This is a genomic window from Sphingomonas sp. OTU376, from assembly GCF_038440415.1.
GTDB lineage: Bacteria > Pseudomonadota > Alphaproteobacteria > Sphingomonadales > Sphingomonadaceae > Sphingomonas > Sphingomonas kyeonggiensis_A.
In genome coordinates this window covers 95,121-119,885 of the sequence record NZ_JASATQ010000002.1, presented here as the reverse complement: position 1 = coordinate 119,885, position 24,765 = coordinate 95,121, and the positions used below count along the sequence as shown (strand labels likewise).

At 62.0% G+C, this 24,765-nt stretch carries 27 protein-coding genes and 1 pseudogene; 8 read left to right on the top strand and 20 right to left on the bottom strand.

What is annotated here, in order from left to right:
- Positions 1-29: 29 nt before the first annotated feature.
- On the bottom strand, positions 30-1,160 hold the full coding sequence (gene dapE, locus AAHM44_RS01675; RefSeq protein WP_342248802.1) for a succinyl-diaminopimelate desuccinylase: 1,131 nt from the start codon (positions 1,158-1,160) through the stop codon (positions 30-32).
- Positions 1,161-1,174: 14 nt separating this feature from the next.
- Between dapE and AAHM44_RS01670 the strand changes: the two genes are divergently transcribed.
- Complete coding sequence (locus tag AAHM44_RS01670; protein ID WP_342248801.1) at positions 1,175-1,621, top strand: cupin domain-containing protein; 447 nt, start codon at positions 1,175-1,177, stop codon at positions 1,619-1,621.
- Positions 1,622-1,646: 25 nt separating this feature from the next.
- On the opposite strand, the gene AAHM44_RS01665 is transcribed toward AAHM44_RS01670, so the two are convergent.
- From AAHM44_RS01665 to AAHM44_RS01655, 3 genes are all read right to left on the bottom strand, one after another.
- Positions 1,647-1,871 (bottom strand): DUF6289 family protein, encoded by a 225-nt coding sequence (locus AAHM44_RS01665; RefSeq protein WP_269574620.1) that lies wholly within the window; start codon positions 1,869-1,871, stop codon positions 1,647-1,649.
- A gap of 81 nt (positions 1,872-1,952) precedes the next feature.
- Positions 1,953-2,567, bottom strand: a complete 615-nt coding sequence (locus AAHM44_RS01660) for a glycoside hydrolase family 19 protein (RefSeq protein WP_342248800.1) — start codon at positions 2,565-2,567, stop codon at positions 1,953-1,955.
- Positions 2,568-2,654: 87 nt separating this feature from the next.
- The gene (locus AAHM44_RS01655; RefSeq protein WP_269574622.1) at positions 2,655-3,317 is read right to left on the bottom strand and encodes a glutathione S-transferase family protein; all 663 of its coding nucleotides are present in this window, start codon (positions 3,315-3,317) and stop codon (positions 2,655-2,657) included.
- Between the two features lie 127 nt (positions 3,318-3,444).
- Between AAHM44_RS01655 and AAHM44_RS01650 the strand changes: the two genes are divergently transcribed.
- The 3 genes from AAHM44_RS01650 (at position 3,445) to AAHM44_RS01640 (ending at position 7,219) form a co-directional block, all read left to right on the top strand.
- Positions 3,445-5,415 carry an alpha/beta hydrolase family protein gene (locus AAHM44_RS01650; protein WP_269574623.1) on the top strand — a complete coding sequence of 657 codons (1,971 nt, stop codon included), beginning with the start codon at positions 3,445-3,447 and terminating at the stop codon, positions 5,413-5,415.
- A gap of 80 nt (positions 5,416-5,495) precedes the next feature.
- Positions 5,496-5,939: a MarR family winged helix-turn-helix transcriptional regulator gene (locus tag AAHM44_RS01645; protein ID WP_342248799.1), complete on the top strand. Its 444-nt coding sequence runs from the start codon at positions 5,496-5,498 to the stop codon at positions 5,937-5,939.
- A complete protein-coding gene (locus tag AAHM44_RS01640; protein ID WP_342248798.1) occupies positions 5,936-7,219 on the top strand; it encodes an MFS transporter in 1,284 nt (427 codons plus the stop codon). The genes AAHM44_RS01645 and AAHM44_RS01640 overlap by 4 nt, the downstream gene beginning before the upstream one ends.
- Here the strand turns inward: AAHM44_RS01640 and AAHM44_RS01635 are convergent.
- From AAHM44_RS01635 to AAHM44_RS01595, 9 genes are all read right to left on the bottom strand, one after another.
- Complete coding sequence (locus tag AAHM44_RS01635) at positions 7,216-8,808, bottom strand: methyl-accepting chemotaxis protein (RefSeq protein ID WP_342248797.1); 1,593 nt, start codon at positions 8,806-8,808, stop codon at positions 7,216-7,218. The genes AAHM44_RS01640 and AAHM44_RS01635 overlap by 4 nt on opposite strands.
- A gap of 37 nt (positions 8,809-8,845) precedes the next feature.
- A complete protein-coding gene (locus AAHM44_RS01630) occupies positions 8,846-9,979 on the bottom strand; it encodes an acyltransferase family protein (protein ID WP_342248796.1) in 1,134 nt (377 codons plus the stop codon).
- 281 nt (positions 9,980-10,260) lie between these two features.
- Positions 10,261-10,599, bottom strand: a complete 339-nt coding sequence (locus AAHM44_RS01625; protein ID WP_342248795.1) for a gamma-glutamylcyclotransferase family protein — start codon at positions 10,597-10,599, stop codon at positions 10,261-10,263.
- A gap of 13 nt (positions 10,600-10,612) precedes the next feature.
- Entirely contained in the window at positions 10,613-11,230 is a 618-nt protein-coding gene (gene yihA, locus AAHM44_RS01620) for a ribosome biogenesis GTP-binding protein YihA/YsxC (protein WP_221416431.1), read from the bottom strand.
- A gap of 17 nt (positions 11,231-11,247) precedes the next feature.
- Complete coding sequence (yidC, locus tag AAHM44_RS01615) at positions 11,248-12,960, bottom strand: membrane protein insertase YidC (protein WP_269574628.1); 1,713 nt, start codon at positions 12,958-12,960, stop codon at positions 11,248-11,250.
- 22 nt (positions 12,961-12,982) lie between these two features.
- Positions 12,983-13,195: a membrane protein insertion efficiency factor YidD gene (gene yidD / locus AAHM44_RS01610; protein ID WP_184168079.1), complete on the bottom strand. Its 213-nt coding sequence runs from the start codon at positions 13,193-13,195 to the stop codon at positions 12,983-12,985.
- Between the two features lie 139 nt (positions 13,196-13,334).
- A complete protein-coding gene (gene rnpA / locus AAHM44_RS01605; RefSeq protein WP_342248794.1) occupies positions 13,335-13,667 on the bottom strand; it encodes a ribonuclease P protein component in 333 nt (110 codons plus the stop codon).
- A gap of 17 nt (positions 13,668-13,684) precedes the next feature.
- Positions 13,685-13,819, bottom strand: coding sequence for a 50S ribosomal protein L34 (rpmH, locus tag AAHM44_RS01600; RefSeq protein WP_086128886.1), 135 nt, complete (start codon positions 13,817-13,819; stop codon positions 13,685-13,687).
- 87 nt (positions 13,820-13,906) lie between these two features.
- Complete coding sequence (locus AAHM44_RS01595; RefSeq protein ID WP_269574630.1) at positions 13,907-14,173, bottom strand: hypothetical protein; 267 nt, start codon at positions 14,171-14,173, stop codon at positions 13,907-13,909.
- Positions 14,174-14,373: 200 nt separating this feature from the next.
- Between AAHM44_RS01595 and AAHM44_RS01590 the strand changes: the two genes are divergently transcribed.
- Together AAHM44_RS01590 and AAHM44_RS01585 are read left to right on the top strand one after the other, a co-directional pair.
- Entirely contained in the window at positions 14,374-15,975 is a 1,602-nt protein-coding gene (locus AAHM44_RS01590) for a glycoside hydrolase family 18 protein (protein ID WP_342248793.1), read from the top strand.
- Positions 15,976-16,054: 79 nt separating this feature from the next.
- Positions 16,055-16,288, top strand: a pseudogene (locus tag AAHM44_RS01585) (magnesium chelatase domain-containing protein); the annotation flags it as partial.
- A gap of 274 nt (positions 16,289-16,562) precedes the next feature.
- Here the strand turns inward: AAHM44_RS01585 and AAHM44_RS01580 are convergent.
- The 6 genes from AAHM44_RS01580 to AAHM44_RS24820 all read right to left on the bottom strand — a co-directional run bounded on the left by AAHM44_RS01580 (position 16,563) and on the right by AAHM44_RS24820 (position 23,056).
- Positions 16,563-17,801, bottom strand: a complete 1,239-nt coding sequence (locus AAHM44_RS01580; protein WP_342248792.1) for a hypothetical protein — start codon at positions 17,799-17,801, stop codon at positions 16,563-16,565.
- Positions 17,798-18,286, bottom strand: coding sequence for a hypothetical protein (locus AAHM44_RS01575; RefSeq protein ID WP_342248791.1), 489 nt, complete (start codon positions 18,284-18,286; stop codon positions 17,798-17,800). Before AAHM44_RS01575 ends, AAHM44_RS01580 begins: the two co-directional genes overlap by 4 nt.
- Positions 18,287-18,294: 8 nt before the next feature.
- Entirely contained in the window at positions 18,295-18,801 is a 507-nt protein-coding gene (locus tag AAHM44_RS01570) for a hypothetical protein (protein ID WP_342248790.1), read from the bottom strand.
- A 41-nt stretch (positions 18,802-18,842) separates the two neighbouring features.
- Positions 18,843-20,618: a hypothetical protein gene (locus AAHM44_RS01565; protein ID WP_342248789.1), complete on the bottom strand. Its 1,776-nt coding sequence runs from the start codon at positions 20,616-20,618 to the stop codon at positions 18,843-18,845.
- A complete protein-coding gene (locus tag AAHM44_RS01560; RefSeq protein ID WP_342248788.1) occupies positions 20,612-22,690 on the bottom strand; it encodes a hypothetical protein in 2,079 nt (692 codons plus the stop codon). Before AAHM44_RS01560 ends, AAHM44_RS01565 begins: the two co-directional genes overlap by 7 nt.
- A 129-nt stretch (positions 22,691-22,819) precedes the next feature.
- A complete protein-coding gene (locus tag AAHM44_RS24820; RefSeq protein WP_446745937.1) occupies positions 22,820-23,056 on the bottom strand; it encodes a helix-turn-helix domain-containing protein in 237 nt (78 codons plus the stop codon).
- A gap of 690 nt (positions 23,057-23,746) precedes the next feature.
- On the opposite strand from AAHM44_RS24820, the gene AAHM44_RS01555 reads away from it, so the two are divergent.
- Positions 23,747-24,043 (top strand): hypothetical protein, encoded by a 297-nt coding sequence (locus tag AAHM44_RS01555; protein WP_342248787.1) that lies wholly within the window; start codon positions 23,747-23,749, stop codon positions 24,041-24,043.
- Positions 24,044-24,127: 84 nt separating this feature from the next.
- Positions 24,128-24,475 carry a hypothetical protein gene (locus AAHM44_RS01550; protein WP_342248786.1) on the top strand — a complete coding sequence of 116 codons (348 nt, stop codon included), beginning with the start codon at positions 24,128-24,130 and terminating at the stop codon, positions 24,473-24,475.
- A 39-nt stretch (positions 24,476-24,514) separates the two neighbouring features.
- On the opposite strand, the gene AAHM44_RS01545 is transcribed toward AAHM44_RS01550, so the two are convergent.
- Positions 24,515-24,748 carry a sigma factor-like helix-turn-helix DNA-binding protein gene (locus tag AAHM44_RS01545; protein ID WP_342248840.1) on the bottom strand — a complete coding sequence of 78 codons (234 nt, stop codon included), beginning with the start codon at positions 24,746-24,748 and terminating at the stop codon, positions 24,515-24,517.
- Positions 24,749-24,765: the final 17 nt, after the last annotated feature.

Below are 24,765 nucleotides of genomic sequence, written 5' to 3'. Positions count from 1 at the left end.
TGAAACAAGTTCAGGGGGACGGTTGGCTCTCAGACCACCGCGCGCCTTAAAATCTCCTCGTACACATCCGTCAGCGCCTCCAGGTCGGCGAGCGCCACGGCTTCGTCGAGCTTGTGCATCGTCGCGTTGAGCAGGCCGAACTCGACCACCGGGCAGAGCTTCGACAGGAAGCGCGCGTCGGAGGTGCCGCCGGTAGTCGAAAGCTCCGGGATCACTCCCAGCTTAGCCTCGATCGCGCCGGCGACCAGCGTGGAGAGCTCGCCCGGCTCGGTGAGGAAGGCCTCGCCATAGACGCGCCCCTTGACGATGCCCAAGGGCGCGTGGCGCTGCACGATCTCCTCGATCCGCGCGATCAGGTCGGGGCCATATTGCTGGTCGTTGAAGCGGATGCTGACCCGCGCCTGCGCCTCGCCTGGAATGACGTTGGTAGCGGGATTGCCCACGGTAAGGTCGATGATCTCGATGTTCGAGGGCTGGAACCAGGCATTGCCCTCGTCCAGCACGATCGCATCGATCTCGGCCAGCGCGCGGACGAGGCGCGGGACCGGGTTGTCGGCTAGGTGCGGGTAGGCGACATGTCCCTGCCTGCCCGGCACGACGATATCGATCACCGTCGAGCCGCGGCGGCCGATCTTGATCATGTCGCCGAGGCGGTGCTGCGAGGTCGGCTCGCCGACCAGGCAGAGGTCGGGCAGCAGGCCGCGCTCGGCCATCCGTTCGATCAGGCGCGGCGTGCCGAAGGTAGCGGGGCCTTCCTCGTCGCCGGTGATGATCAGCGTGGTCACGCCGCCTTCGACTTGCGCCGCCGCGGCGACGAAGGCGGCGATCGCACCCTTCATGTCGACGGCACCACGGCCGTAGAGCAGGTCGCCACGGATTTCGGGTGCGAAGGCGCCGCTGGTCCAGCCCTGGCCCGGCGGCACCACGTCGAGATGGCCGGCAAAGGCGAAGTGGCGACCGCTGGTGCCGCGCACCGCGAGCAGGTTCTCCACCGGCCCGTCCGGCGCCTCGCCTTCGATGAAGCGCTCGACCTTGAAGCCGAGGGGGAGGAGGGCTGCCTCCAGCACATCGAACACGCTGCCCCGCGCGGGGGTAACGCTCTCGGCTGCGATCAGGGCCTTGGTCAGTTCGATTGCGTCGGGCAAGATGGTCTCCGGCATTGGTGGAGGCGACATTGCCCAAGCTCGATCTCGATACAATCCCGCAGACCAATGCGACCGGCTATCCGGCCGAATTTGCCGGGCCGGTGCAGGGGCGCTGGTATCGCCGGCTGGCGCCTGCAAGCGGGATCAGCGATTTCGGGTTCAGCCATGTGACGCTGGAGCCCGGCGCCTGGTCCGCGCAGCGGCACTGGCACGAAGGTGAGGACGAGTTCGTCGTGATGCTCGCCGGCGAGGCGGTACTGGTCGATGACGGCGGTGAGGTGCTGATGCTGCCGGGCGACATTGCCGCCTTTGCCAAGGGCGACGGCAACGGCCATGTCCTTCAGAACCGCAGTGATGCGCCCTGCGTCTATGTCGCGGTGGGCAGGCCGTCCGCCAGCGACTGCCATTATCCGGACATCGACATGCACCTGCCGGCCGGACAGGGCTTCCGGCGCAAGGACGGGAGCGCGTTCTGATCCCCACGCTCCCAGATGCAGTGGGTCAGTTGCAGCCGTAATAGATCTCGTCGGTGTAGAGAGTGCGCGCGCCGACATGGACGAAATGACCGTCGCAATAGACCACGTTATGCCCAACGATGTTGGTGTGGTTCTCGTCGTCATAAAATACGACGACATATTCCTGCTGACCGTGCATCGCCTGTGCCGGGAGCGTGGTGCTGGCGGTAAGAACTGCAAACAGGCCAGCGATTTTCAGAAGATTCTTCATGCGCAGACTCCTCGTTACTGGAAGCCTGCATCAGGCATCGGACCGGGGTCCGGATCAATCCGGAACCCGGTCCGAAGTGGTTCAGAGGATCAGCGCCTTCATCTTGGCATAGCGGTTCTTGCGGTCTTCCCAGCCATTGGGATCCTTGGTGGAGGTCGGGTTTCCGCGGTTGATGCCGTTGGAGACGGCCATGAGATTATCCTTGTCGGCCCATTCGTTGAGGCTGCAATTGTCCCAATAGGCGCAGAAGGCGAGCAGGCCGAGTGACCAGACTTCCAACAGCTCGGGATTGCTTTCCAGGTCGATACCCAGCTTGCGGCCATAGAGGCGGTAGTTGGCGCGGCCGGTGAGCTGGCCGGGGCCGCGGCCGAGATAGCGCAGGCCGTCACCCGGTTGGTCGTTGCCCAGCGCGGCGTTCATCTCGTACTTCTTCTGCGCGGCAGTCGGCCCCCAGATCTCGCGATTGTACAGGAAACCGCCGCTCTCATGTGCGCACTGCGCCATGAAATGGGCCAGGCGCAGGCCGTTCTCAACCAGGCCATAGGTGCGGAAATGGACATTCGCGGCGAGCCCCAGCTCGGGCGCGATCTTCGCCGGTGCGCCGGCCTTGGCGAACAGTGCCGCAAGCGTGCCGCGTCCCAGCGCGCCATCGGCGGTCACGCCCAGCCGCTCCTGCAGCTTCTTTACATCGAACATGGATTATTCCCCCCGGTTGATCCCTGCGACCCGGTGGAAACTTGTTGGGGGAGCCTGCGCGCAGCGAGGGCGCTGCGCAAGAGAGGATCAGACCGGATCGGCTTCGAATTGCTGGATCACCCACTCTTCCTCCTGCGCGCCGGCGATCCAGTCCTGCATGAAGGGATGCTGGAGCACCGCGTTCATATAGGCGGGGGCGAAGCGGGCGACCGGGAGCGAATAGGTGACCAGCCGGGTCACGACGGGCGCGAACATGATGTCCGCCGCGCCGAACTCGCCGAACAGGAACTGGCCGTCACCGCCGAAGCGGGCGCGGGCCTGGGCCCAGAGCTCCATGATCCGGCCGATATCCTGGATCACGTCGGCGTCGGGAGTCTTGGGCGGATAGACCTGGCGGATGTTCATGCTGTGCTTGCGGCGCAGCGCCGCGAAGCTGGAATGCATCTCGGCTGCCATCGAGCGGGCCATGGCGCGCGCCGCGGGCTCGGTCGGCCAGAACTTCGTGTTGCCGGTCTTGTCGTTGAGATACTCGACGATCGCCAGGCTGTCCCACACCACGGCATCGCCGTCCCACAGGATTGGCACCTTGCCCGAGGACGGGGCGAACTCGTCGCCCTCGCGGCGCTTCTCCCAGGCATCATCGTACAGCGGCACCACCACCTCCTCGAAGGGGAGGCCCGCTTGCTTGCAGGCGAGCCAGCCGCGCAGCGACCAGGAGGAATAGGCCTTGTTGCCGATATAGAGCTTCATGCGGCCGGGATAGCGGGCAGGTGCGCCGGGGGCAATCGTCGGGCGCGGACCAGTCGAAACGGTGTCATCGCTGTCTTGCCAACGTAACGAAATCCTTCGAATGATTTGCGGGGATTAGGGGGGATTCATGCGTAGCTGTCTGCTCGTGTCGTCCGCGTTGGCGGCGTTCGTTCTCGGTATGGGCGTTTCCGAAGGTGCTTCCGCGCAGACGGCGTCCGCCGCCGCGCCGGTACCGGCCACGGCTTCACTGCCCCGCGTTGTTCGCTACGATACCGAGGTTTTCGCCGAGCTGCCTGCGGTCGAGGCGCCCGTGCTTTCGCCCAAGGGCGACAAGGTGGCGGCCCGCATCGCGGTGAACGGTGTCCAGTATTTCGGCGTCTTCTCGGTCGAAGGCGGCAAGCCGGCGATCATTGCGCTGGGGGATACCGATCTCAACTGGTGGAAATGGGTGAACGACGAGTGGCTCGTCGTCGGCATCGGCCAGACCGTGCCGGTCGAGGACGAGGAATGGTACCTCACGCGCGCCTATGGCGTGCGCGCCGACGGCACCAAGCTGGTGAAGCTCAACAAGGAAACGGCCGGCCAGAACGCATCGGACCTGATCTGGGTCGCGCGCGACGGCACGCCGCGCATCCTGCTCGGCTCGCAAAACTCGATCTATGGCAGCCAGCCGGACTTCTGGCCGCGCGTGGACGAGATCGACGTCACCAACGGCCGGGCCCGGCGCGTCCAGCCCGGCATGGCGGGGGTATGGGACTGGTATGCCGACGGCAATGGCGTGGTCCGCATGGGCTATGGCCTTTCCGACGACGGCCGCAAGCGTCGCCTCTATTATCGCCAGCAGCGCGGCGAGAATTTCAAGGTGATCGACAAGGCCACCTCGATCCATGACTCGATCGAGATGCCGACGTTGTTCCTCAGCGATCCGACAAAGGCGCTGATCATCGGCGACGATGCGGATGGGTTCTCGTCGCTTTACGAATATGACTTGACCAAGCTGGAGCGTGGCAAGCAGCTGTTTGCCTCGAAGGGCTATGACATCGACGGCATCCGGATCGATGGCACCGGCTTCGGCTATCTCGGCATCGACGTGACGCGCGACAAGCCGGGCATGGTGTGGACCGATCCCTCGATGGTCGCGCTGCAGGCGAAGCTCGACGGGATGATCAAGGGCGGCTCGCCTGAGATCGTCTCGATGAATCGCGATCGGAGCGTCGTGGTCGTCCGGGCCGGCTCGGCCTCGGCGCCGGGCGGCTATTTCCTGTATCGCGCGGCGGACGGCTCGATGACGTCGATCGGGAGCGTCAACAACACGATTGGCATGCGGCTGCTCCATCGCGTGAAGACGATCCGCTACAAGGCGCGGGACGGGCTGGAGATCCCGGCGGTGCTGACGCTGCCGGTGGGCGATCCGCACAACGCGCCGCTGATCGTCATGCCGCACGGTGGCCCCTATGCCCGCGATACCGAGGAATGGGACTGGTGGGCCCAGTTCATGGCCGATCGCGGCTATGTGGTGATCCAGCCCAATTATCGTGGATCCTCGGGCTATGGCACCAAGTTCACGCGCAAGGGCCAGGGGCAATGGGGCCTGGCGATGCAGGACGATCTGGACGACGCGGTGACCGCGCTCGCGGCGCAGGGCATCGCGGATCCCAAGCGGGTCTGCATGGTCGGCGCTTCCTATGGCGGCTATGCGGCGATGCGTGCGGCGCAGCGGGACGGATCGCGTTATCGGTGTGCTGTATCCTATGCCGGCGTGTCGGACCTGAACCGCATGCTGCGCTTCAACGGCAATTTCCTGGGCTCGGGGGCCCGGCAGGACTGGCTGCGGCAGCAGGTGGGGGATCTCAAGGGCGTTTCACCGCTCAACTTTCCCGAGCAATTCTCCACACCGATCCTGATCGTGCATGGCAAGGAAGACAAAAGAGTACCCGTCTCGCAATCGCGGCTGATGGCCAAGCGCTTGAAAGAAGCCGGAAAGAATGTAACCTATATCGAACAGCCGGAGGGCGATCACCACTTCACCCGTGAAGCGGATCGGTTGCAGTTCCTGAAGGCGCTCGAGGCGTTCCTGGCCAAATACAACCCGATCTGAGCTTGCTGCATATGCATGATGCACGCACATGATGCATATGCAGCGTTGTGAAGCTTGCTTGATGCATATACACGATGTGTATGCATCAAGATTCGTTGCCCTCGGTCTGTGCCTGCACGCTGCTGCGCAAGGCCTCCCGCGTAATCGGCCGTGTCTATGACGAGGCGCTGGCCAGTCATGGCATGTCCATCGGCCAGTTCGCCATCCTGCGGCATATCTCGCGGGGCGAACCCCTGGCGCTCAGTCGGCTGGCCGAGCAGCTCGAGATGGATCGCAGTTCGCTCTACCGGGCGCTGACCCCGCTGGAGAAGCGGGGCTGGGTTCGGACGGCGGCCGGGGAGGGGCGCAGCAAATGCGCCTCGCTCACCTCCGAGGGCAAAGCGGCAATGCATGCTGCCGAGCCCGACTGGAGCGCGATCCAGCACCGCGTGGAGGATGAGGCCGGTGCAGCGCTCTGGAAGGTGCTGCTGGCCGGGCTCGAAAGCTTCACCCAGAGCGTCGAGCGTGCAGGGGGGCGGGCATGATCGCGCTGCTTTCCCGCATGCCCTTCGGCACGCGCGGCTATGCCGGCATTGTCGCGGCGATCACCTTTGTCGCGCTGCTTGTCTCCGCCGGGCTGCGATCGGCGCCTGGGGTGATGATGTTGCCGCTGGAGCAGCATTTCGGCTGGGACCGCGCGACGATTTCCGCCGCCGCTGCTATCGGCATCTTCCTCTACGGACTGGTCGGCCCCTTCGCCGCGGCGCTGATGCTCAGCGTCGGGATCAAGCGGACCATGCTGGGCGGTCTGGTACTGATGTCCGTGGCGACCTTTGCCAGCCTCTGGATGTCCGAACCCTGGCAATATGTGCTGAGCTGGGGCGTGGTTTCGGGCGTGGGCAGCGGTGCCGTCGCCTCGGTGCTGGGCGCTGCGGTGGTCAATCGCTGGTTCGCGACGCGCCAGGGCCTGGTGATGGGCATGCTGACCGCGAGCACCGCCACCGGCGCGCTGGTCTTCCTGCCGCTGCTTGCCTGGCTGGCCGAGGGCGGAGCGTGGCGGCCGGTAGCGCTCGCCGTGTCGATCGCGGCGGCTGCGGTGATCCCGTTCGTCCTGCTGTTCATGCCCGAGCATCCGCAGGATGTCGGCGTGCGGCGCTTCGGTGAGACCGATGCCAGCGCGCCGCCGCCGCCGATGAAGCAGGCCGCGACGCCGGGCCTCGCCTTCACCGCGCTGTTCCGTGCTTCGAAGAGCATGACCTTCTGGCTGCTCTTCGGTACCTTCTTCGTCTGCGGGCTGACCACCAACGGGCTGGTCGGCACCCATCTGATCGCATTTTGCGGTGACCATGGCATCGCGCCGGTGCAGGCCGCCGGGCTGCTCAGCCTGATGGGTCTATTCGATCTGTTCGGCACCACCGCCTCGGGCTGGATGACCGACCGCTATGATCCGCGCAAGCTGCTGTTCGTCTATTACGGGCTGCGCGGCCTCTCGCTACTGGCGCTGCCCTTCCTTGATTTCAGCGCATCAAGCCTGCTGCTCTTCGCGATCTTCTACGGGCTCGACTGGATCGCGACGGTGCCGCCGACGGTGAAGCTGGCCAATGTCCATTTCGGCGAGCGCGATGCCCCGATCGTGTTCGGCTGGGTGATGGTCGGCCACCAGATCGGTGCGGCGACCGCTGCGTTCGGCGCGGGCGCGGTGCGGGCCTGGACCGGGACCTATACGCCAGCGTTCCTGGTAGCTGGCGCTTTCGGGCTGGTGGCGGCGGTGGCGATCCTCGCGGCGCGGGCGGAGAAGCCGCAGCCGGGACTAGCGCTGGCTTAGGCCGCCCGCAGCGTCTCGAGGAAGCTGCGCATCTCGCCGAGCAGGCGGCGGGCCTGGCCGACCAGCTCGTCGGTTGCGGCATCCATCTCCGCCGTCGTGCGGGCTGCGGCGTCGGTTGCGGCTTCGGCGTTGGCGGCGCCGGTCTGGAGATCGGCGGTAAGCGCGGCGGCGGTGCCGGCATAGCTCTGGATTGAACGGATCACGTCGCCCTGGTTGGCGATCGCCTGGCCGACGGCATCGCCGACCTCGCCGATCCGATCGAAGCTTTCGCGCATCTCGCCGACGATCGAGGTGGTCGCATGGACCGCGCCGATCATGCGCTCGAGCTGGGCGCGGATGTCGCCGGTCGCGGTGGCGGTCTGGGCGGCGAGGCTCTTCACCTCCTGGGCGACGATCGCGAAGCCGCGACCCGCTTCGCCGGCCCGGGCTGCCTCGATACTGGCATTCAGGGCGAGCAGGTTGGTGCGTGCCGCGATCTCGGCGATCATGTCGGCAATGCTGCCGACGCTGGCACTATGCTCGGCGAGCGTGCCGAAGCGCGCATCGGCGGAGCGGGATAGGGCGTGGAGATGCGCCGTCGTCTCGCTCTGCGCGGCGATACTCGCCTCGACCGTAGCCAAGGTACGGCTGAGATTGGCCGATTCCTCGAACAGCGTGGCGGCGCCGGTATCGGCGCGGACGGCGCGGCCGGCGACGCCGCGGATCTCGTCGCGGGTCGTCATGGTGGTGCCGGCGAGCCCTTCGGCCGAGACACGGGTCTGTTCGGCGGCAGCGGCGAGCTCGCTGATCGCGGCGATGAACTGGCTTTCGAAGCGATCCGCGATGCGGGCGATCTCGGCGCGGCGCTCGCGTTCGGCATCGACCTGGGCGCGGTGGCGGGTCTCGGCGGCGGCGGCGACTTGCTGCAGTTCCTCCTGCTGCGCCGTGGCGCGGAGCAGGTCGCGCTCGCTGGCGGCGCGGGCCAGTGCCTCGCCCTGGGCGAACTGCTCGCTGACAAGAGCCGCCTGGCCGATCACGGTGCGGGCGAGCAGGGCGACGAACACCGCCAGGAAGACGAACACGCCGGCCGGGATATTGGCGAAGATGGCGTAGAGCGCGCAGATCACCACCGCGATGCCCAGCCAGGCGAGGCTGGCGGGCGGGAGCGGGGCATAGCGCAGCGCGCCGATCGCGACGACGCCGGCAAGCGCGGTGGTGGTGACGATCAGCTCCTGGCTGGTCGCGCCCAGGCCGATCGTGGCGAGGAACAGGAACCAGCCGAGCGAGACCGCAGCCGCCTCGATCACCGTGGCGCGGAGCGTGGCGGCGGGATCGTCTACCCGCCAGTCGCTGCGCTTGCCGTCGCGCCAGCGGACCAGCACGGCGACATTGATCGCGAGATGGAGCGCCAGTGCCGCAATGTGCCAGGCCATGAAGCCATTGGCGTGGATCATCACTGCCAGGGTGATGCTGACAAAGACGCTGGCGATGAAGGAAACCGGGTAGCCGCGCTGGATGGCGATGCTGTGGGCGCGCATCAGCGTGGGCGGCAGCGCCGCCCATTTGTCCCAGACCGCGCCTTTGAGCGCGTTTCCGTCCAGCTCTCCCATCCGGCCAGCAAATAGCCGGACATGGTTACCATCGCGTTTACAGTCGCAGATGGATGCCGCGGCGGTGAAGCGGGATGAGCAGGGCGAGCACCACCAGCAGCATCCCCAGTGCGAACAGGAAGGAGGCGAGGAGCAGGTTGCCGGGCAGCAGCGCCGCCAATCCCTCCCATGCCCAGGCCTGGAAGCCCGAGCGCATCGCGGCGAGCGAGAGCAGCAGCGACAGGAGGTAGCCGAGGATCGCGTTCATCCCCAGCACGTCGAGCGGCCAGAGCATCGTGCGGACCGCAGCGCTGCGCGCGGCGACGATGCAGGCGACGAAGATGATGCCCGACAGGCCCGAGGTGAGCAGCGCGAAGCTGCTGGTCCACAGCTTCTTGTTGAGCGGGAAGGCGAAGGACAGGGCATAGCCCAGCGCGGCAAGCGCGATGCCGGCGATCAGGATGCGCAGCGTCGCGCGTTCCGGCGCGGCCTTCCAGAGCAGGGCCGCGAGCATGCCGAGCAGGACGTTGACCAGGGCGGGCAGGGTGGAGAGCAGCCCTTCCGGATCATAGACGATGTTGCCCGCCGCATCGGTGCCGAAGCGATACATGTGGTGGGTGGTGACCGTGATCCGATCGATATAGCCGGCCAGATTGCCGGCGGGGCTGAGGTCGCCGGCGGCATAGCCGGGGGCGGGGACGAAGGCCAGCAACGCCCAATAGCCGATGAGCAGGACAAGGCTGGCGATGCCGATGGCCGCAGCGCCGAGATGGGCGCGGCCGTCGGCGTGCTTGCGGGCGGTGAGGATCGCCAGCGTGGCGGCTAGGCCGTAGCAAAGGCCGAGCCGGGGGAGGACGCCGAACACCCGGAAATCCGCCAGGCCCGGCCGCGCCAGCATCTGCCAGGCCCAGCCGATCAGGATCAGCAGCAGCGTTCGCCGCGCGACGCGGCCCCACAGCTTGCCATCGACCTTGCGGGGGAAGGAAAGCCCGAGCGCCACGCCCATCGCGCAGAGAAAGGCGGGGAAGACAAGGTCGGTCGGGGTGAAGCCATGCCACTCGGCATGATCGAGCGGCCACCAGACATGGTCCCAGCTGCCCGGCGTGTTGACGATGACCATGCAGGCCACGGTCAGCCCGCGGAACAGGTCGAGCCCGCCGAGCCGTGCGGGTGCGCTGGGCGCGTCGTTCATTGGCGATCCCCTCCGGTTGCGAAGACTGTGGCGCGCTTGGCCGGCGAGGTCAAAAGGGGCGTCCTACACAAGGGGCGGGCGCGACTCGCCAAAGTACACAAAGTACAGGCCAGGAGCGGGTTTGCGCGGTCCGAATTTTGACCTCCTCGGCGGAAACGCGACGCATCTCGCAACAAGATTGCGCGGCCGCGATCCTATTTTTCCAACAAGGTGAAAGAGTGGTGCGGAGCTTCCGGTCGTTCGAACAATCAGGTCCGATCCTACATTGCAAGCAGGGCCGCTCAGGCCTTCACATAGACCCAGGCAGTGGCGCCGCTTGCGAGGGGAGCCTCGACGCGGACATAGTTCTCGCTCTCATAGACATCCGCTGCCGCCAGCTCGTCCGGCGTCAGGCGGAAGACCTTGCCGGGGATCGGCGGGGCGCCGGCATCGGGGACAAGCGCGAGATGGACCTCGATGCCGCTGGCTTCCAGCACGTCGGGGTCGCGGATCGTGATCTCGATCTGCTTGTAGCCACGAAGCACGTCATCGCTGCCCTCGAGCAGGCGACCGAACTGGCTCAGCTGCACGCTCTCCAGCTGGAGCGTGCCGTAGGAGAAGAGCAGGGCGCCGTCGGTCATCTGGCGCCCCGGCTCAACCAATCGCTTCCAGCACGGCGGCGCGCAGCTCGGGGATGCCCATGCCCTTTTCGGACGAGGTGGCGATGATGTCCGGATGCGCGGCGGGGCGCTTGCGGGCCTCCGCCTCGGTGCGGGCGAAGACGTCGGCGAGCTCGGTCGCCTTGATCTTGTCCGCCTTGGTCAGGACGATGCGGTAGCTCACCGCCGCCGTGTCGAGCATGTCGAGGATGTCGTTGTCGACCTCCTTGATGCCGTGGCGCGCGTCGATCAGCACCAGCGCGCGCTTGAGCACGTCGCGCCCGCGCAGGAAGTCGTTCACCAGGTAGCGCCACTGGCGGACCATGTCCTTGGGCGCCTTGGCGAAGCCATAGCCGGGCATGTCGACCAGGCGGAACTTCAGCGGCTCGCCCACGTCGAAGAAGTTCAGCTCCTGCGTGCGCCCCGGGGTGTTCGAGGTGCGCGCAAGGCTGTTGCGGTTGGTGAGCGCGTTGATCAGCGACGACTTGCCCACGTTCGAACGGCCGGCGAACGCGACCTCGGGCACCACCGGATTGGGGAGGTGCTCGAGCTTCGGTGCCGATTTGAGGAACGTGATCGGGCCGGCGAAGGTCTTCCGCGCAGCCTCGATCATGTCGTCGTCGAACGCGCTCACTTGGCGGGTGCTTCCTTCTTCATCGACTGCTTCAGCACCGGGTGGCGCGAGTAGAGCCACTGCTGCTGCAGGATGGTGATCACGTTGGAGGTGATCCAGTAGACCTGCAGGCCGACCGCGAACGGCGCCATCAGGAACATCAGCATCCACGGCATGATCGCGAAGACCTGCTTCTGGACCTCGTCCATCGGCGCCGGGTTGAACTTCATCTGGAAGTACATCGACACGCCCAGCAGCACCGGGATCACGCCGATCGCCAGGAAGGACGGCGGGGTGAAGTGCAGATAGCCGAACAGGTTGAGGATCGTCGCGGGATCCGGGGCCGAAAGGTCCCTGATCCAGAAGACGAAGGGCTGGTGGCGCATTTCGATCGTCAGCAGCAGCACCTTGTACAGCGCGAACATGATCGGGATCTGGAGCAGGATCGGGAGGCAGCCCGCCAGCGGGTTCACCTTCTCTTCCTTGTAGAGCTTCATGATCTCCTGCTGCTGGCGCTGCTTGTCGTCCTTGTAGCGTTCCTGCAGCGCCTTCATCTTCGGCTGGATGACGCGCATGCGCGCCATCGATTCGAACTGCTTGTGCGCGATCGGGAAGAGCAGGCCGCGGATGGTGATCGTCAGCAGGATGATCGCCACGCCGAAATTGCCGACCAGGCGGAACAGCCAGTCGAGATAGTAGAAGATCGGCTGCTCGATCATGCCGAACCAGCCCCAGTCGATCGCGCGGTCGAACTGCACGATGCCGAGCTTGGACTGATAGGCTTCGAGCTGCTTCACTTCCTTCGCGCCGGCGAAGAAACGGCTCGAGTAGCTGACCTGCTTGCCGGGCGCGAGGTTGAGCGGCTCGGCGAGGCTGTAATCGGCTTGGTAGGTCTGCTTGGCGGTGCCGCGCTGCTGGAGCGAGACGGGCACGCGCTGATCGGGGACGAGCGCGGTCAGCCAGTAATGGTCGCTATAGCCGACCCAGCCGCCGGTGGTGGAGAGCTGGGTGGGCGTGCTCTCGATATCGCCCCAGTTGATGTACTTGGCGGCGCCCTGCGCGACGGCGATCGGGCCGACATGGGCGGCCCACTGGTCGACGTCCTTGGAGCGCTCGGCGCGCGAGACGAGCGCGAACGGGGTGACCGAGACCGGCGCCTGGCCGACATTCGCGACCGTCTGGCGGATCGTGAACATATAGTCCTGGTCGACCGAGAGATCGATGCGGAAGACCTGGCCAGTGGCGGTCTTGCTGGTCAGCGTCACCGGGGTGGTGGGTGTCAGCTTGGTCCCGCTGGCCTGCCACACAGTGTTCTGGTCCGGCGCCTGGACGCCGGCACCCTGCCACCCGAACTGGGCGAAATAGGCACCCTGCGCGCCGCTCGGCGAGAGCAGGCGGATCGGCGGGGAGTTCTTGGCCGTGGTCTCGGCGTAACCGAGGAGGACCAGGTCGTCGATCCGGGCGCCCTTGAGATTGATCGAGCCCTTGAGCGACGGCGTCTCGATCGCGACGCGCGGGCCGTCGGCCAGCACGATCGCGCGGTCGCGCAGCGCGGCGGGCGAATCGATGCCCGGCGTGGCGCCCGGCTTCGCAACCTGCTTGCCGTTCACCATCTGGGTGGAGGCCGCCTGCTGCTGCGGGAAGAACCAGTGCATGATCGCGGGCCACGCGAACAGCAGGAGTGCCGCGATTACCGCGAACAGCAGGAAATTCTTCTGGTCATCCTTCACGAACGATTTCCTCGGAAAAACTCTATGGCACCGGATCGTAGCCGTGCCCGCCCCAGGGATGGCAGCGAGCGATCCGCCGGATGGCGAGCCAGCTGCCTTTCATTGCCCCATAGCGGCGAAGTGCCTCGATTGCATAGGCCGAACAGCTCGGCTGGTAACGGCAGGTTGGCGGAAGCACCGCCGAAGGGCCGATCTGCCAGGCGCGCGCGAGCAGGATCAGGAGTTTCGCCATCATGCGTCGCGGTTCCCACACCCGTCACCCTGAACTTGTTTCAGGGTCCAACGTGCCGCGAACGAAAGGCAGGAGGTTCTGGCGATTCCCGTGCCGCGCGTTGGATGCTGAAACAAGTTCAGCATGACGAAGGAAGGGGTATTCACCGCTTCACCTTGCCCAGCGCCTTGACCAGCTCGGCCTTGAGATCGTCGAACGGGCGCTCGATGCCGCTATGTCTGCCGATCAGCACATGATCGGCGCCGGGCAGGCCGGCTTCGGGCAGCACTTCGCGGACGAGCGCGCGGAACCGGCGCTTCATCCGGTTGCGGATCACCGCGTTGCCGACTTTCTTGGATACGGTAATGCCGACCCGCATGACCGGATCGGCATCGTCACGCGCGCGAACGATCAGGACAAAGCCGGGCATGGGAGCCCGCTTGCCTGCATTCGCTGCGAGATAATCCTTGCGCTGGGTGAGCCGGGTAAGACCCACCCCCGCACCGTCGGCGATTACGCCGACAGCTTGTTGCGGCCGCGGGCGCGGCGGGCACGGATCACGTTGCGGCCGCCCGGGGTCGCCATGCGGCTGCGGAAGCCGTGCCGGCGCGCACGCACCAGGTTGCTCGGCTGAAAGGTCCGCTTCATCGCTCATCCTCAAGTATCTAGAACGTAAAAGGGCCACCACAGGGGCGGCCGCGTGTCGGGTGCCCATAGTGGGGCGATTTGCGTGAGTCAACGCGTTGTGTTCCGCAAACCGAGCAGTTCCGCTTCCGCGCGGGCGATTTCGGCCTCCTTTTCGCGCAAGCGACGACGGCGGGCACTGCGCCGGCGCAGCGCCATGTCGGCATAATGCCCGAATCGCGGCCAGCGCTTCTTTGCCCGGCAGAAGACCTTCTGCGCGCGAGCCGAGTTCTGGAGGACAAGCACCAGGCCGGCGGCGAAGACGAAGAGCCCGCCCGGGCCGGGCAGGATGCCGACCACCGGCGATACGGCGATCACCAATAGCCCCGTGACGAACAGGGCGGTGCGGAGGAAAGGGCTTCGTGCGCCTGCCATGAGGAGGAGGTGGGGAGTGTGTGTTGTGCCTGCAAGACACGTTGGAACGGTTGATCCTGGATTAGCCTTGTTTCGTCGCCGCATGACCGGCCTTCATCGCGGCGTCGTCGTTTGGTCGGGCCCGCGGTGGGCATGTCGCCGCCATGTTCCGCACGAACCGCATGCTCGCCCCGATGCTCCTCCTTTCCGCCTGCAGCGGCGGCGGAGGGGGCGGTGTCGTATCGCCGGCGCCGACCCCGACACCCACCGCATCCACATCTCCATCGCCGTCTCCCACGCCGTCGCCCACGTCGGCGCTGAGCGTTCGGGTTGCGCCGAGCAGCTTCTCGCTGCCGACCGATGCGACCCGTCACTATGGTTGCCAGGTGACCGGATCGAGCGACCAGAACTGCACCTGGACCGTGCAGGAAGCGAATGGCGGCACGGTTTCGGCGGCGGGGATCTATGCCGCGCCGGCGGTGCCGGGCGTCTATCACCTCGTCGCGAGAAGCGCGGCGGATCCGAATGCGACGGCGACCGCGACGATCACCGTGACCACGCCGGTCAACGACAGGCCCTGGGTCACCGGCTATTATCTCGGCTATTACTGGGACTGGAGCTATCCGCCCGACAAGGTGGACGTGACGGCGCTTACCCACCTGATGTTCGCCCGCGTCGCGCCGGGCAGCGGGACGCTGGGCGGGCAGGCGGGGCAGGTCGTCAAGGGCGCCGGCACCGCGCACGACGCCGGTCTCTCGCCGGACGGCGTCCGCAGCGTCGAGGACTATCTGGTCAAGCGGGCCCACGATGCCGGCAAGAAGGCGCTGCTCATGCTGGGCGGCGAGGGCGATGGCGACGGCTTCCTGCGCTCGAGCACCGATGCGGTGCGCGGGACCTTCGTGCGCAACCTTGTCGATTACCTCGTGGCGCATGACTATGACGGGATCGACGTCGACTGGGAGGATCGGCTCGAGGGCAGCGCGGCGCTGAAGGTCACGGGCGAGGAAGCCCGGCGGCGGGCGATCGCACTGATCACCGATCTGCGCGCCGAGGCGAACGCACGGCCGCGCTACCAGAATGGCCGGCGCTTCCTGATCACCTTCCCGGGTTATCTCGTCTCGATCAACGACCTGCCCAGGGACGGCCCCCGCGAAGGCATGGTCGAACAGTGGCAGGCGGACATCGCCAACCTCGTCGATCAGTATAATGTGATGAGCTACGGCGTCGGCAGCGCCTGGAACCAGGCGGGGTGGTTCTCCTGGTTCTCCAGCCCGATCTATGGCGCCACCGGCACCACGCCGCGCGACCTGGAGACCAGCGTGCGGGCCTATGTGAAGACCGGGGTTCCGCGCAGCAAGATCGGCATCGGCATCGGCTTCTACGGCATCTATTACGGCCCGACGATCACCGGGCCGCGCCAGGACACCGAGCACAACAACATCCTCGAGATCCAGGATACGCCGCTGCGCTATTCCGAGCTGGTGCGCTGGGGCTATCTGAACCGGGGCACCTATAGCTGGGACGAGACCTCGCAGGTCGGCTATCGCAGCTATCCCGGCGGGTTCTCGCCCGCGGGCTCCGGGCTCAGCCAGGCTGGCTTCCTGAGCTATGAGGACGAGCTGTCGATCGCGGCGAAGGGGCTATATGTGCGCCAGACGGGCCTGGGCGGGGCGATCATCTGGGCGATCAACTATGATCATATGCCCGACGGCACCAATCCGCTGCTGAGCGCGGTGAAGCGCAACTTCCGCACCAACGCGCCCTGATTGATCCGTTCCGGCCGCATCCCGGCGCGCAACCCGGCCAACCCCCGCTATCGTGCCGTCCGGTCGGGGGGAGGCGGGCTTGGTCGCGAGCGTTTCGACGGTTGCCTATCTGGGGCTGGAGGCCCGTGCGGTGGAGGTGCAGTGCAACCTCGTTGCCGGGCTTCCCAAGTTCGTGGTCGTCGGCCTGCCCGACAAGGCCGTGGCGGAGAGCCGCGAGCGGGTACGTGCCGCGATGGCCGCGATCGGACTGGCGCTGCCGCCCAAGCACATCATCCTCAACCTCTCGCCCGCCGACCTGCCCAAGGAAGGCACACGTCTCACGTATTCCGGATCTATCAAATCGGTATAACTATATTGAAAAATATAGACTATTCAGAGGATTTGATATTGATAGGCTACCAGAAAATATGAGCGACCGGAGGAGTTCGAATTTCATATTCGAACTCCTCCGGTCGCAACTGCCGAAGGCAGTGCTCGCTTGCCACGTGCGCAGGTATTTCAATGATGCCTTGGCCAAGTGCGTTCTCCAGCACGCAGCCGGCTCGATCTGCGGCTAGGGTGCATGGATCAAGGCTCTCTACCAATCCCTACCGCCGGTAGTGGTCATCCACCTCGTCGCCAATTGCATCGAGGATCCTTCCCATATTCACATATGGGCTCATCGTTTTGAAATCATCGTGTCCGAATTCATCAGCCATCGCGACTTCGATGGCGGTCCCGTCAAACAGCTTCCCGTGCTTCTTGCTCTTGCGAACGAGCTCCAAGCCCCGGCTTGTGATCTTATACCTGCGGAGATCGTGACCGCTCCCGTCCAGGCCGAAGCGTTTAAAATACCGCCGAACAACGTCAGATACTGTCCCGGGCAGAAGTCCTTGGCCCGTCTTGAGGCTCAGAAAGAGATGATTTTTCAGCTCGCTTGCTGGTGATCCACTCTTCCATTTTTCATGGTGCCTCCAGATAAAGTCTAGTGTCTGATGAATGAGCCCGACTTCGATCAGCACATCGCGGGATTTGGAGAATTTTTCCATCACATTAATGAAGATGCCGTGGCCGCCAATATCAAGCAGCCGATCTAATCTGACGCGGATATCTGCTTGGGCTGCCTTATCCGATCCATAATGAAAAATACTTACGTGCTTAGGAATTATACCAGATTTTTGGAGAGCGGAGCTTATAGAGAAAATTTGAATATCAGATATGCCGATTGCTCTCAGCCCGCAACCGACTTCATATGCGACAATCAAGCTGTCTCGATCGACGATGAATGAATTACCGAGCCTAGCGATATTTGCTATGATAGTGGCGACCGTCTCATCGCTAATGAATGTCCTTGATTTTTTGTCTCGCCCTGAATTTCTATCATCTCTGCTACCACGCCGTGGGACGTATCGGGGGCGACCGAACTCACTGTCGTTGGTTGGTATTGATATATGAGCGAGGGTCGATGCCGCGGATGCTTTATAAGCATCGTGATTGTATAGGTGCTTGTACCAGCGCCATATGATTGCATTCTTTCGAGAAAGGCGCTTTTTGCTTATTTTTTGGTCCCCGAGCCAGGAGAGAAACTCTTCGTCCGTGGCCTGATGCCAATTCAGGCCCGTCGACCTGAGGTAGTTGCACCAATCAATAATGATATACGCTGCGGCTCTGACGCTCTTTGAATTTCCGCCTCTCCATCTGGTTAATTCGCGGATGAACGACTGCCCTTCCGGGAAAATCCCTATTGCAGGGTCGATGATGAAGAAGCGGTCGGAGCTGTCATTCCGCACCCGCTGCAGTCGGAATCTGCCGTTCTTGGGGATAAAGGGCGTGACGTTTCCGTTCATGGCACCTGGAACGTCGCAGGCACCGTTGCCAGGCCGGCGCTCCGCAAGCGATCATTCGCGGCGTCGAGATCACGCGCTGCCATTCTGAGCTGCTTTTGATATCTTTCTTCCAGAACTAGAAGGGCTTCGTTCTGGAGCAACAGAACCTTGACCTCTGATCGGAGGGTGATTTCTTGCTTCTGGCTTTCACGTAAGGTTCGTCCTGTCCGCCTGTGCGGCACAATCAGAGCAATTCGCCCCCGAACGTCGACCCATCGTTTGACTAGATCTGGATTGTGGCCGTTTTTCGAGTGCACGTTCGCGCTCGTCCAAGCTGTGAGGCCCAGCGTCTTATCCTCCCAGGCGGCAAGCTCCTTCAGGAGTTTGATGTTGCGGAGGTTCTCCGGGATACTGCCGCTATCCGCCGCCCGCTCGAGAATTTCGACCTTCAGCCGAAATGACTTCCGGTTCTTGCCCTCGCGAGTTGGTGTTGTCTCAGGCGACATGTGTATTGTTACCTCTGCCCGTGGCAGCGGTTTAGGACGCCTTTGATCGCAGTCGCACGACCTTTGGCAATCTCGCGCAGGAATGGTAGTAGGGCGTGCTCGCTCTCATGCTCTTCGTGTTCGAGCGCCTTATCCCACCAGCGGCTGTGACATGGCAGTTGCAAGTTATGCACACAGCCCGCGCAAACGAGGTCGGTTGCAAATTCAATATCGGGGCCGCTGGGGGCGATCGCATCCGGGTAGGCTTCCGCACGCAGGCGGAGGCAACTCGCTGTGCTTAAATCTTGAGCCTTTGCAGTGCATTTGCACGCGCTATGCCCGTTAGGGTGAGGCTCGATCGACATGGGTTTCATCATCGAGCGCAGAACATCGTTCAGGCTTGGTAGGTCGAGATTCTCGCTCGAGCCGAGGCCTATCTGGGCCTTGTAATCGCGAATTTGCTTTTGCGCGTCATTGACGATGGTGGTGCCGCCAAAGCCTCCCATGTACGCGTCGCCTGTAATTGCTTCACGCACGACCGTAACGCGATATTCCAGCCCGCACTCCTCGAAGTCTCTCAGTCGATCCGAGGCGAATTTTCCGATCCTTCGATCCGTGCCACTCTGCGCTCGGAGTTCTCTTCACGCCGCCTGACGTGAGTGCCATGAGCGATTTCAGTGATGTATCCCCTCGTTCTGGTCGGGTTAAAATGGCGATAGAAATCGCTGAGTGCGACGAGATTTGGAAAGTCGAACCTATGAAAATAGGTCAAGCCAAAGAAGCGGCGATATTCGGTTGGCTTGGGAATCCAGCGTTGGCCGTCGATCAGCGGGACGCCGACGAACTCCGCAAATCGGTCCAGCCCGTCATAGAAGCGGTAAGCGGGTTTGCTGCCCTTCGGCTCCCCGGAGGGCGCGATGAATTCTGAAAAATCCAGCAGCCAGGCATCACCGGACTCCAGGCGGCCTTCTTTTGATAGCCACAGTAAAACATCTACCGCCCTCTTGACCGTCGCCGGAACGGGAATCTTATCCATCTCGCGAATGTTCTTGGAGATCCAGGTCTCTAACCAGAACTCGCCATCCAACGTGGAAATGCAATCCTGCTTGAGGGACTCCATCTCCTCTTTTCGCCGGGCAGAGAAGGCGGCAATTACGATCAGCGCCGCGGTGCTCAGCAACTCAAACAGTACGGGGCGAAGTGAAGGGCGATAGGTTGCGACATTTTGCACCCAGCCTTGCGATGCGAAGTAGGAGGGATGGACCGGCCACCAACTCCCCGGGCCAGAAGTGTACTTCTTCTCATCTAGGCTAAGGCGCTCTTTGAACGCGGCCTCAGTAGGGTGCCAGTGGTCCAGCTGAACATATTTGGCGATGGTCTTATTGAGATCCTCAGTGAATGATTGAATCTCTTCGAAGTACGTCGCCACCCAGGTGATGGCCTCGTTAACGAGAAAGCAGCCATGATATGCCGGCATGGTGAAAGAGCGTTCAGCAGCCACCCGGGCGATCGACTGGGCAATCTTCGAGACCTGGTCCTCTCCTTCGAAGGGTTCGAATTGAATCGGGTCGTGCGCGAGATGCTTGCGGTAGTAAAATAGCAGCTGCGGAGCCGTCAGAAACGAAATCAAACGATTTTCTGATAAAGCGGCCTCGTCGGATTCATCGTTACAATCATCTTGCTTTTGTGTCTTACGATCCTGTGATATGTAGAAGCCTCTTGTAAGAAGTAATTCGTCAAGATCATGCAGGATGGAACTTGGAACACTCGTAGTATGTGGTGCTCCAAGCGCATTAGCTAGTGCGAGTTTCTTGGCAATTTTTCTCTTCGCTTTGAGTGTGAAGGGAATTTTGAACTCTCCGGCTTCGATCTGCCGGACAAGCTCTTCATATCGTTGCCGATACGGAGCGAGGCCCACGATGCCCTTTGTTTCCAGATCCAAAAGGAGGTCGCTGATATCGTCATTGGTGAGGCGGCTGTTATGATTGATGCCGCGCGCGTGCCGCCAACGGACGAAAGCGAAATAGTTTCTCACGTTGATTGGTATGGTTGCGCCCGATGCGTATCGTGCGTCGTTTCCGCTCAGGCCGCGCTCCGCGAGAATTTTCGCTGTTACTAGGTCGGCCTCGAGATCAATCGAGCTAACGCCAGGCGCGATCGCTACATCAAAGCGAACAATGATGTCTCCGCCTCGAACATTTCCCCCGTGATTTCTGATGATCCACGTGTTGTCGAGGGGGGAGTCGTTGGCCATCCAATGAGGCTTCTTCATTATTCCGATGATACGATCATGCTCACCTATGGGTGACTGCGTCACCCGCGTTTCCCGGCCGGTCGCCGTAACTTTCACCATGGTTTGAAGGCCCTTAAACTTCCGTCCAGAATTCCTTGATCGGCGGCATGAGACGCGCGCTTGAGTGCCACATGGTGCTTGCTCTGCTCCAGGCGGGCGATTGCGGCGCTTGTAAGTGCCAAGCCCGGCATCCACTTGTGCTTCCACCGTTGTGGGTTGTTGAGCAGAAAGGTCTCCTCTGAGGCTTCCATTCCTCTGTTGATGAGGATCAGCGCGACCAGGTCGTCATGCTTGGGGTCGAATTGGAGGAAGCTCTCGAGCCTTTCGGGAACGATTTCCACTGGAGGCGCGGCGGCGATGGCTTCCGTCCTCGCGTTGCTCGCGTCGAACAATATCTCATCGAGGCCATTTTGAACGGCTTCCTCGGCCCGGCCGACGATGGTTTCGGCATTCACGCTAAGGTGAACCACTCGCGAAATGTCAGTAACGAGGATAGCCGCCTCAAGCTGGTTCTGGAACCTGCGCATGAGTGAAGCCAAGAGCTCTCGATATTCGGCGCGATTGAGATAAGCGCCAAACGTAACGCGGCCATCACTATGGTTCGCCAGCGAAACGACGACTTGGGTTTCTAGGTTTTTGGAGTTTCTGATAGTTAGGTAAGTCGGACGAATATTATTTCTGCTGAATTGAAATCCGCCTAACACGGGGTCATCGGCGATGGACTCCACAAAAGAGTTCATCTGTGATTTTGCTACGGTCATTGAGAATTGATGTATTCTTCCGAAAAATCCTGAACCCTTTTGGCAAATCCATAGGTATCTGTGTACATTATCATTTTGCATTCTGGCGCGAAATCGAAGTCTTTCGGACATTTCTTGCCACATTGAGATCGCAGATTTCGTTGATAAATTGAATCCGGCGACATTTAGGAGCGCCTCCGCGCCATCGATCGGCACCGTGGAAAGTACTTCTTTCTGCGTCGGTCGATCTTTCGTGGCAACAATGGTCAAAAGCGAAACGCTTCCGCGGCGGAACTCACCGTTGAAGGGCTGGGCTGCCATATCGACGCAGGGCTGCACATTCATACCGGTGTCGATCAGCGTGATTATCTGTGCGCAAAGAAGCGCGAATTTAGTTCCCTGAAGATGGGCGGAGATCAACTGCGCACCTCCGCAAGCTCCGACCAATGAGGTGAGACCATAGGATCCGTCTTGATCGGTCTTATAAGGTATGGCGCCTGCGGTTTTAGTGTCCAAATATTTGAGCAGATTTGCTAACCGAAGATCGGGGTTTCCTTTTGGGAAGATCCTTTCAACCAGCGGCGCCTCGCGCTGGTTCTTTCCATAGAAGGTTAGTTCGCTCACTGCTTGAGTGATCACTTCCAGGGAAGCGGTGTCTTTTCGAGCAAGAAGCTGCTTGCCTCTCTCGAAAACCGCGTACGCTTGAAGGAGGCCTTCCTCTGACAGCTTCCGCAGGTGCGCCATGCGGGCCTTCGAGGCGGCTACGCTCCTTGCGTAAGCGTCTGGCCCCTCAAATACGACCCTGGTCCCGCCAGGGCCGAGCTGCCCCAGAGTGGGTATGTGGCCGCCCGCCCGATCGTCGATTCTTCTGATCGGTTGCGTCAAGGGCCAAAGACCATGGGGCGCGAGGCGCCGCAGCACAGCGGAGACGGACTCTAAATGGGTGCCGCGGTACGTTTTGTTGGTGGACTTGAGGATTGAGGTGTCCTCAAAATCGCGAATGACATCGCCGTAACTCTCAGCAAGTTCATTCATGTCGCTTTCTGACGGGCGAATGCACGACGATAGTCTCTGGTGCGCGCGAGCTGCCGCACTATTGGGAATTATCATTGCTTCTATGGCAACAAATTTAAAGAACGACCGCAAAGACTGGATACGCTTCGCATTTCCGTTCGAAGCATTTTGGAAGAATGCTTCGGTGAATTGTATTAGTAATACAAAAACGAAATGCGATCCATAAAGTGGAACGAGTGATGAAAAATCATAAAATGCACCGCCGAACCTGATCGATTGACCAATTACTGAAACGGGATGATGTGAATCGGTGGTCGGCTCGTTCAAAAGCAACCATCGCCTCTGGCATTCGCTCTCGGACGGTATCTTGGTTGCCACGATATTTTCCAATTCACTTGACGTTCGGCTCACGCGTATCCGCAGGTGAGGCGCTAGCCAGATGTCCGGCCGATTTGGAGCATGCCAATCCATTTGCTGAGCCGCTGCCGGCGTAGTTCCACGGTTGGCTCATTTTCGGGCTTCCTCGCGGCGGTGCGTAAGATAGCGTTCTGGCCATAGGTCCGCGGGTCTGCATCCCAGCGCCGTAGCAATAGCGGTCTCGATTCGGCGGCTACGACGAAAGCCTCGGCTAACAATCGAAACCGTGCCCGGCGCCACGCCCAGATCGCGTGCGATGCTCGACAGTGTTAGCCCCTTCAGCGCTAACGCACTTTTGATGCGAGTGTGCCTCCTGTCGTCGATCATGTGCCTTTGAGACTCCAGAACATGTTGAGCGCTCGCCTTGTTCAACTCGGCGTCGACAATGGTTCTAAGTGAAAGCTGGAGTCAATATGGAATATTATCGAATATTATTCGATTGGACTCGATAAAACTTAATGTTTTTCCGTGATATTAAGTGTGGATTACTGAGGAATAACTCAGGGTGAATCTGGATATATCCGAGGTATAAACGCTTCTCCTCTGGAAGAGTCGTGACTTATACGGATTTTATCCGCTTAATTAATCCATCTATCGAGTTAATCATTCACGTGCGTCACCCTTAGATGTTGAACTTAGGCCGGTGATCCAACCGAGTTGAGTCTCAAAGGAAGGCCGCATGTGAGGCGCAAAATTTATCCTGATTTATCCAGCCAGCGGGACAAATTCCCCACATGGAAGGATGTTTGAAAGCCAGAGTTTCCCGTAATTTGCAGGAGAAAACTCAAGACGCTTGCGCTCCGGAATTCGTTCTGCGACGGTCCTAACGCCGCCGGTATGTCCCGGCTGCGGGGCGTGGAAACCCCTCCTGTGACGCCTGGCTGAGCTTTTCGGCCGGGTGGCATGCGCGCATGTCCAGCCGGCAACGGTAAAGGCGCATGCGCCTGTGTCACAGCAGGTTTCCAACACCCGGCTTTTGCCGGTCCGCCCCATGCAAAGAGGAGGAGGAGGACCGGTATGCGGATCAATTTTCCTAATCGCGTTGAAATGCCGAGCGCGCCGTTCGGGTTTTCGCACATGTTGAACGTGTTCAATGAACTTGGGGTCACTGCACTAAGCGACTTGTGGATCAACGCGCACGTTTGGGTTGGCGACCAGCGTTTGCAGGTGAAGGATGGAAACCGGCTGACCCAGTTAGATATCTGGGAGTCCATGCCAAGGGCTTGGGAAGCAACGCCGCTCGGCGAATATCACCTTCGGCCTGCTGGGAAACCATACAGGTCTCTAGGGGCGCTCCTTGATCTCGATGATTGATGCGGAGGAGGTGGGCATGTCTTTAACTGCAAGCAGCGACCGCCATTTTGCGGCGCGGGGTGGTCGAGCAAGCGTTCAGCCACCTTGGCGCAGCTATCGCGTTTCGGTGAGATTTCCATGATCGCGGTACAGGTGGAGCTATGGCCGTTGGGTTCCGAACGGCCCCGCAAGATGATCGCGTCGATGGTCATTGAGAACCGGGGGCTAGATAGTAGTGGAATATCTTACCGATACGCTGCCGAACTACACCATACGGCGGATCCGGTTTTGCAAATTTCTGCGGCTGAACAGAGCATCGAGATCTGCGGCCATCACCGTCAGGATGCGATCTGGACGCTGATACACCGCGTCTTATCCGCGGCTCTCGCTGAAAATTCGACGCTAGATTCCGTAGCCCAACGTGACGGCGGCCGCGATCCGGGCGCTGACTAACGCCGAGCGAGAATGGAGGAAGTTGGTGACGGAAGAGCGCTATTTTAACCTTGAGGAACTGCTCCGGCAGAAGCAACTCGCTCGCGAAAAGGACGGCCAAGACCTCCGAGAAGGCCGCGTGACCGGGTTTGACGCGGACCGACCGATCGACTGGCGCAGATAGGTGTCGACCGTATTGGGCGCGAGGCCGAGTTCCTTGGCGATCTCTTTGGTTCGAAGGCCGCGTCCGACCAGAAGCAGGCAGCGGCGCTGAGTTTCGGAGCTACCGGCGATCTCCGATTGTGTCGGGA

Excerpts from the sequence above, each read along its gene's own strand:
- dapE (WP_342248802.1), bottom strand. The coding sequence starts at position 1,160 with ATGCCGGAGACCATCTTGCCCGACGCAATCGAACTGACCAAGGCCCTG.
- AAHM44_RS01665 (WP_269574620.1), bottom strand. The coding sequence starts at position 1,871 with ATGAAGAATCTTCTGAAAATCGCTGGCCTGTTTGCAGTTCTTACCGCC.
- AAHM44_RS01660 (WP_342248800.1), bottom strand. The coding sequence starts at position 2,567 with ATGTTCGATGTAAAGAAGCTGCAGGAGCGGCTGGGCGTGACCGCCGAT.
- AAHM44_RS01655 (WP_269574622.1), bottom strand. The coding sequence starts at position 3,317 with ATGAAGCTCTATATCGGCAACAAGGCCTATTCCTCCTGGTCGCTGCGC.
- AAHM44_RS01650 (WP_269574623.1), top strand. The coding sequence starts at position 3,445 with ATGCGTAGCTGTCTGCTCGTGTCGTCCGCGTTGGCGGCGTTCGTTCTC.
- AAHM44_RS01645 (WP_342248799.1), top strand. The coding sequence starts at position 5,496 with ATGCATCAAGATTCGTTGCCCTCGGTCTGTGCCTGCACGCTGCTGCGC.
- AAHM44_RS01640 (WP_342248798.1), top strand. The coding sequence starts at position 5,936 with ATGATCGCGCTGCTTTCCCGCATGCCCTTCGGCACGCGCGGCTATGCC.
- AAHM44_RS01635 (WP_342248797.1), bottom strand. The coding sequence starts at position 8,808 with ATGGGAGAGCTGGACGGAAACGCGCTCAAAGGCGCGGTCTGGGACAAA.
- AAHM44_RS01630 (WP_342248796.1), bottom strand. The coding sequence starts at position 9,979 with ATGAACGACGCGCCCAGCGCACCCGCACGGCTCGGCGGGCTCGACCTG.
- AAHM44_RS01625 (WP_342248795.1), bottom strand. The coding sequence starts at position 10,599 with ATGACCGACGGCGCCCTGCTCTTCTCCTACGGCACGCTCCAGCTGGAG.
- yihA (WP_221416431.1), bottom strand. The coding sequence starts at position 11,230 with ATGATCGAGGCTGCGCGGAAGACCTTCGCCGGCCCGATCACGTTCCTC.
- yidD (WP_184168079.1), bottom strand. The coding sequence starts at position 13,195 with ATGATGGCGAAACTCCTGATCCTGCTCGCGCGCGCCTGGCAGATCGGC.
- rpmH (WP_086128886.1), bottom strand. The coding sequence starts at position 13,819 with ATGAAGCGGACCTTTCAGCCGAGCAACCTGGTGCGTGCGCGCCGGCAC.
- AAHM44_RS01590 (WP_342248793.1), top strand. The coding sequence starts at position 14,374 with ATGTTCCGCACGAACCGCATGCTCGCCCCGATGCTCCTCCTTTCCGCC.
- AAHM44_RS01580 (WP_342248792.1), bottom strand. The coding sequence starts at position 17,801 with ATGAACGGAAACGTCACGCCCTTTATCCCCAAGAACGGCAGATTCCGA.
- AAHM44_RS01575 (WP_342248791.1), bottom strand. The coding sequence starts at position 18,286 with ATGTCGCCTGAGACAACACCAACTCGCGAGGGCAAGAACCGGAAGTCA.
- AAHM44_RS01565 (WP_342248789.1), bottom strand. The coding sequence starts at position 20,618 with ATGGTGAAAGTTACGGCGACCGGCCGGGAAACGCGGGTGACGCAGTCA.
- AAHM44_RS24820 (WP_446745937.1), bottom strand. The coding sequence starts at position 23,056 with ATGATCGACGACAGGAGGCACACTCGCATCAAAAGTGCGTTAGCGCTG.
- AAHM44_RS01555 (WP_342248787.1), top strand. The coding sequence starts at position 23,747 with ATGCGGATCAATTTTCCTAATCGCGTTGAAATGCCGAGCGCGCCGTTC.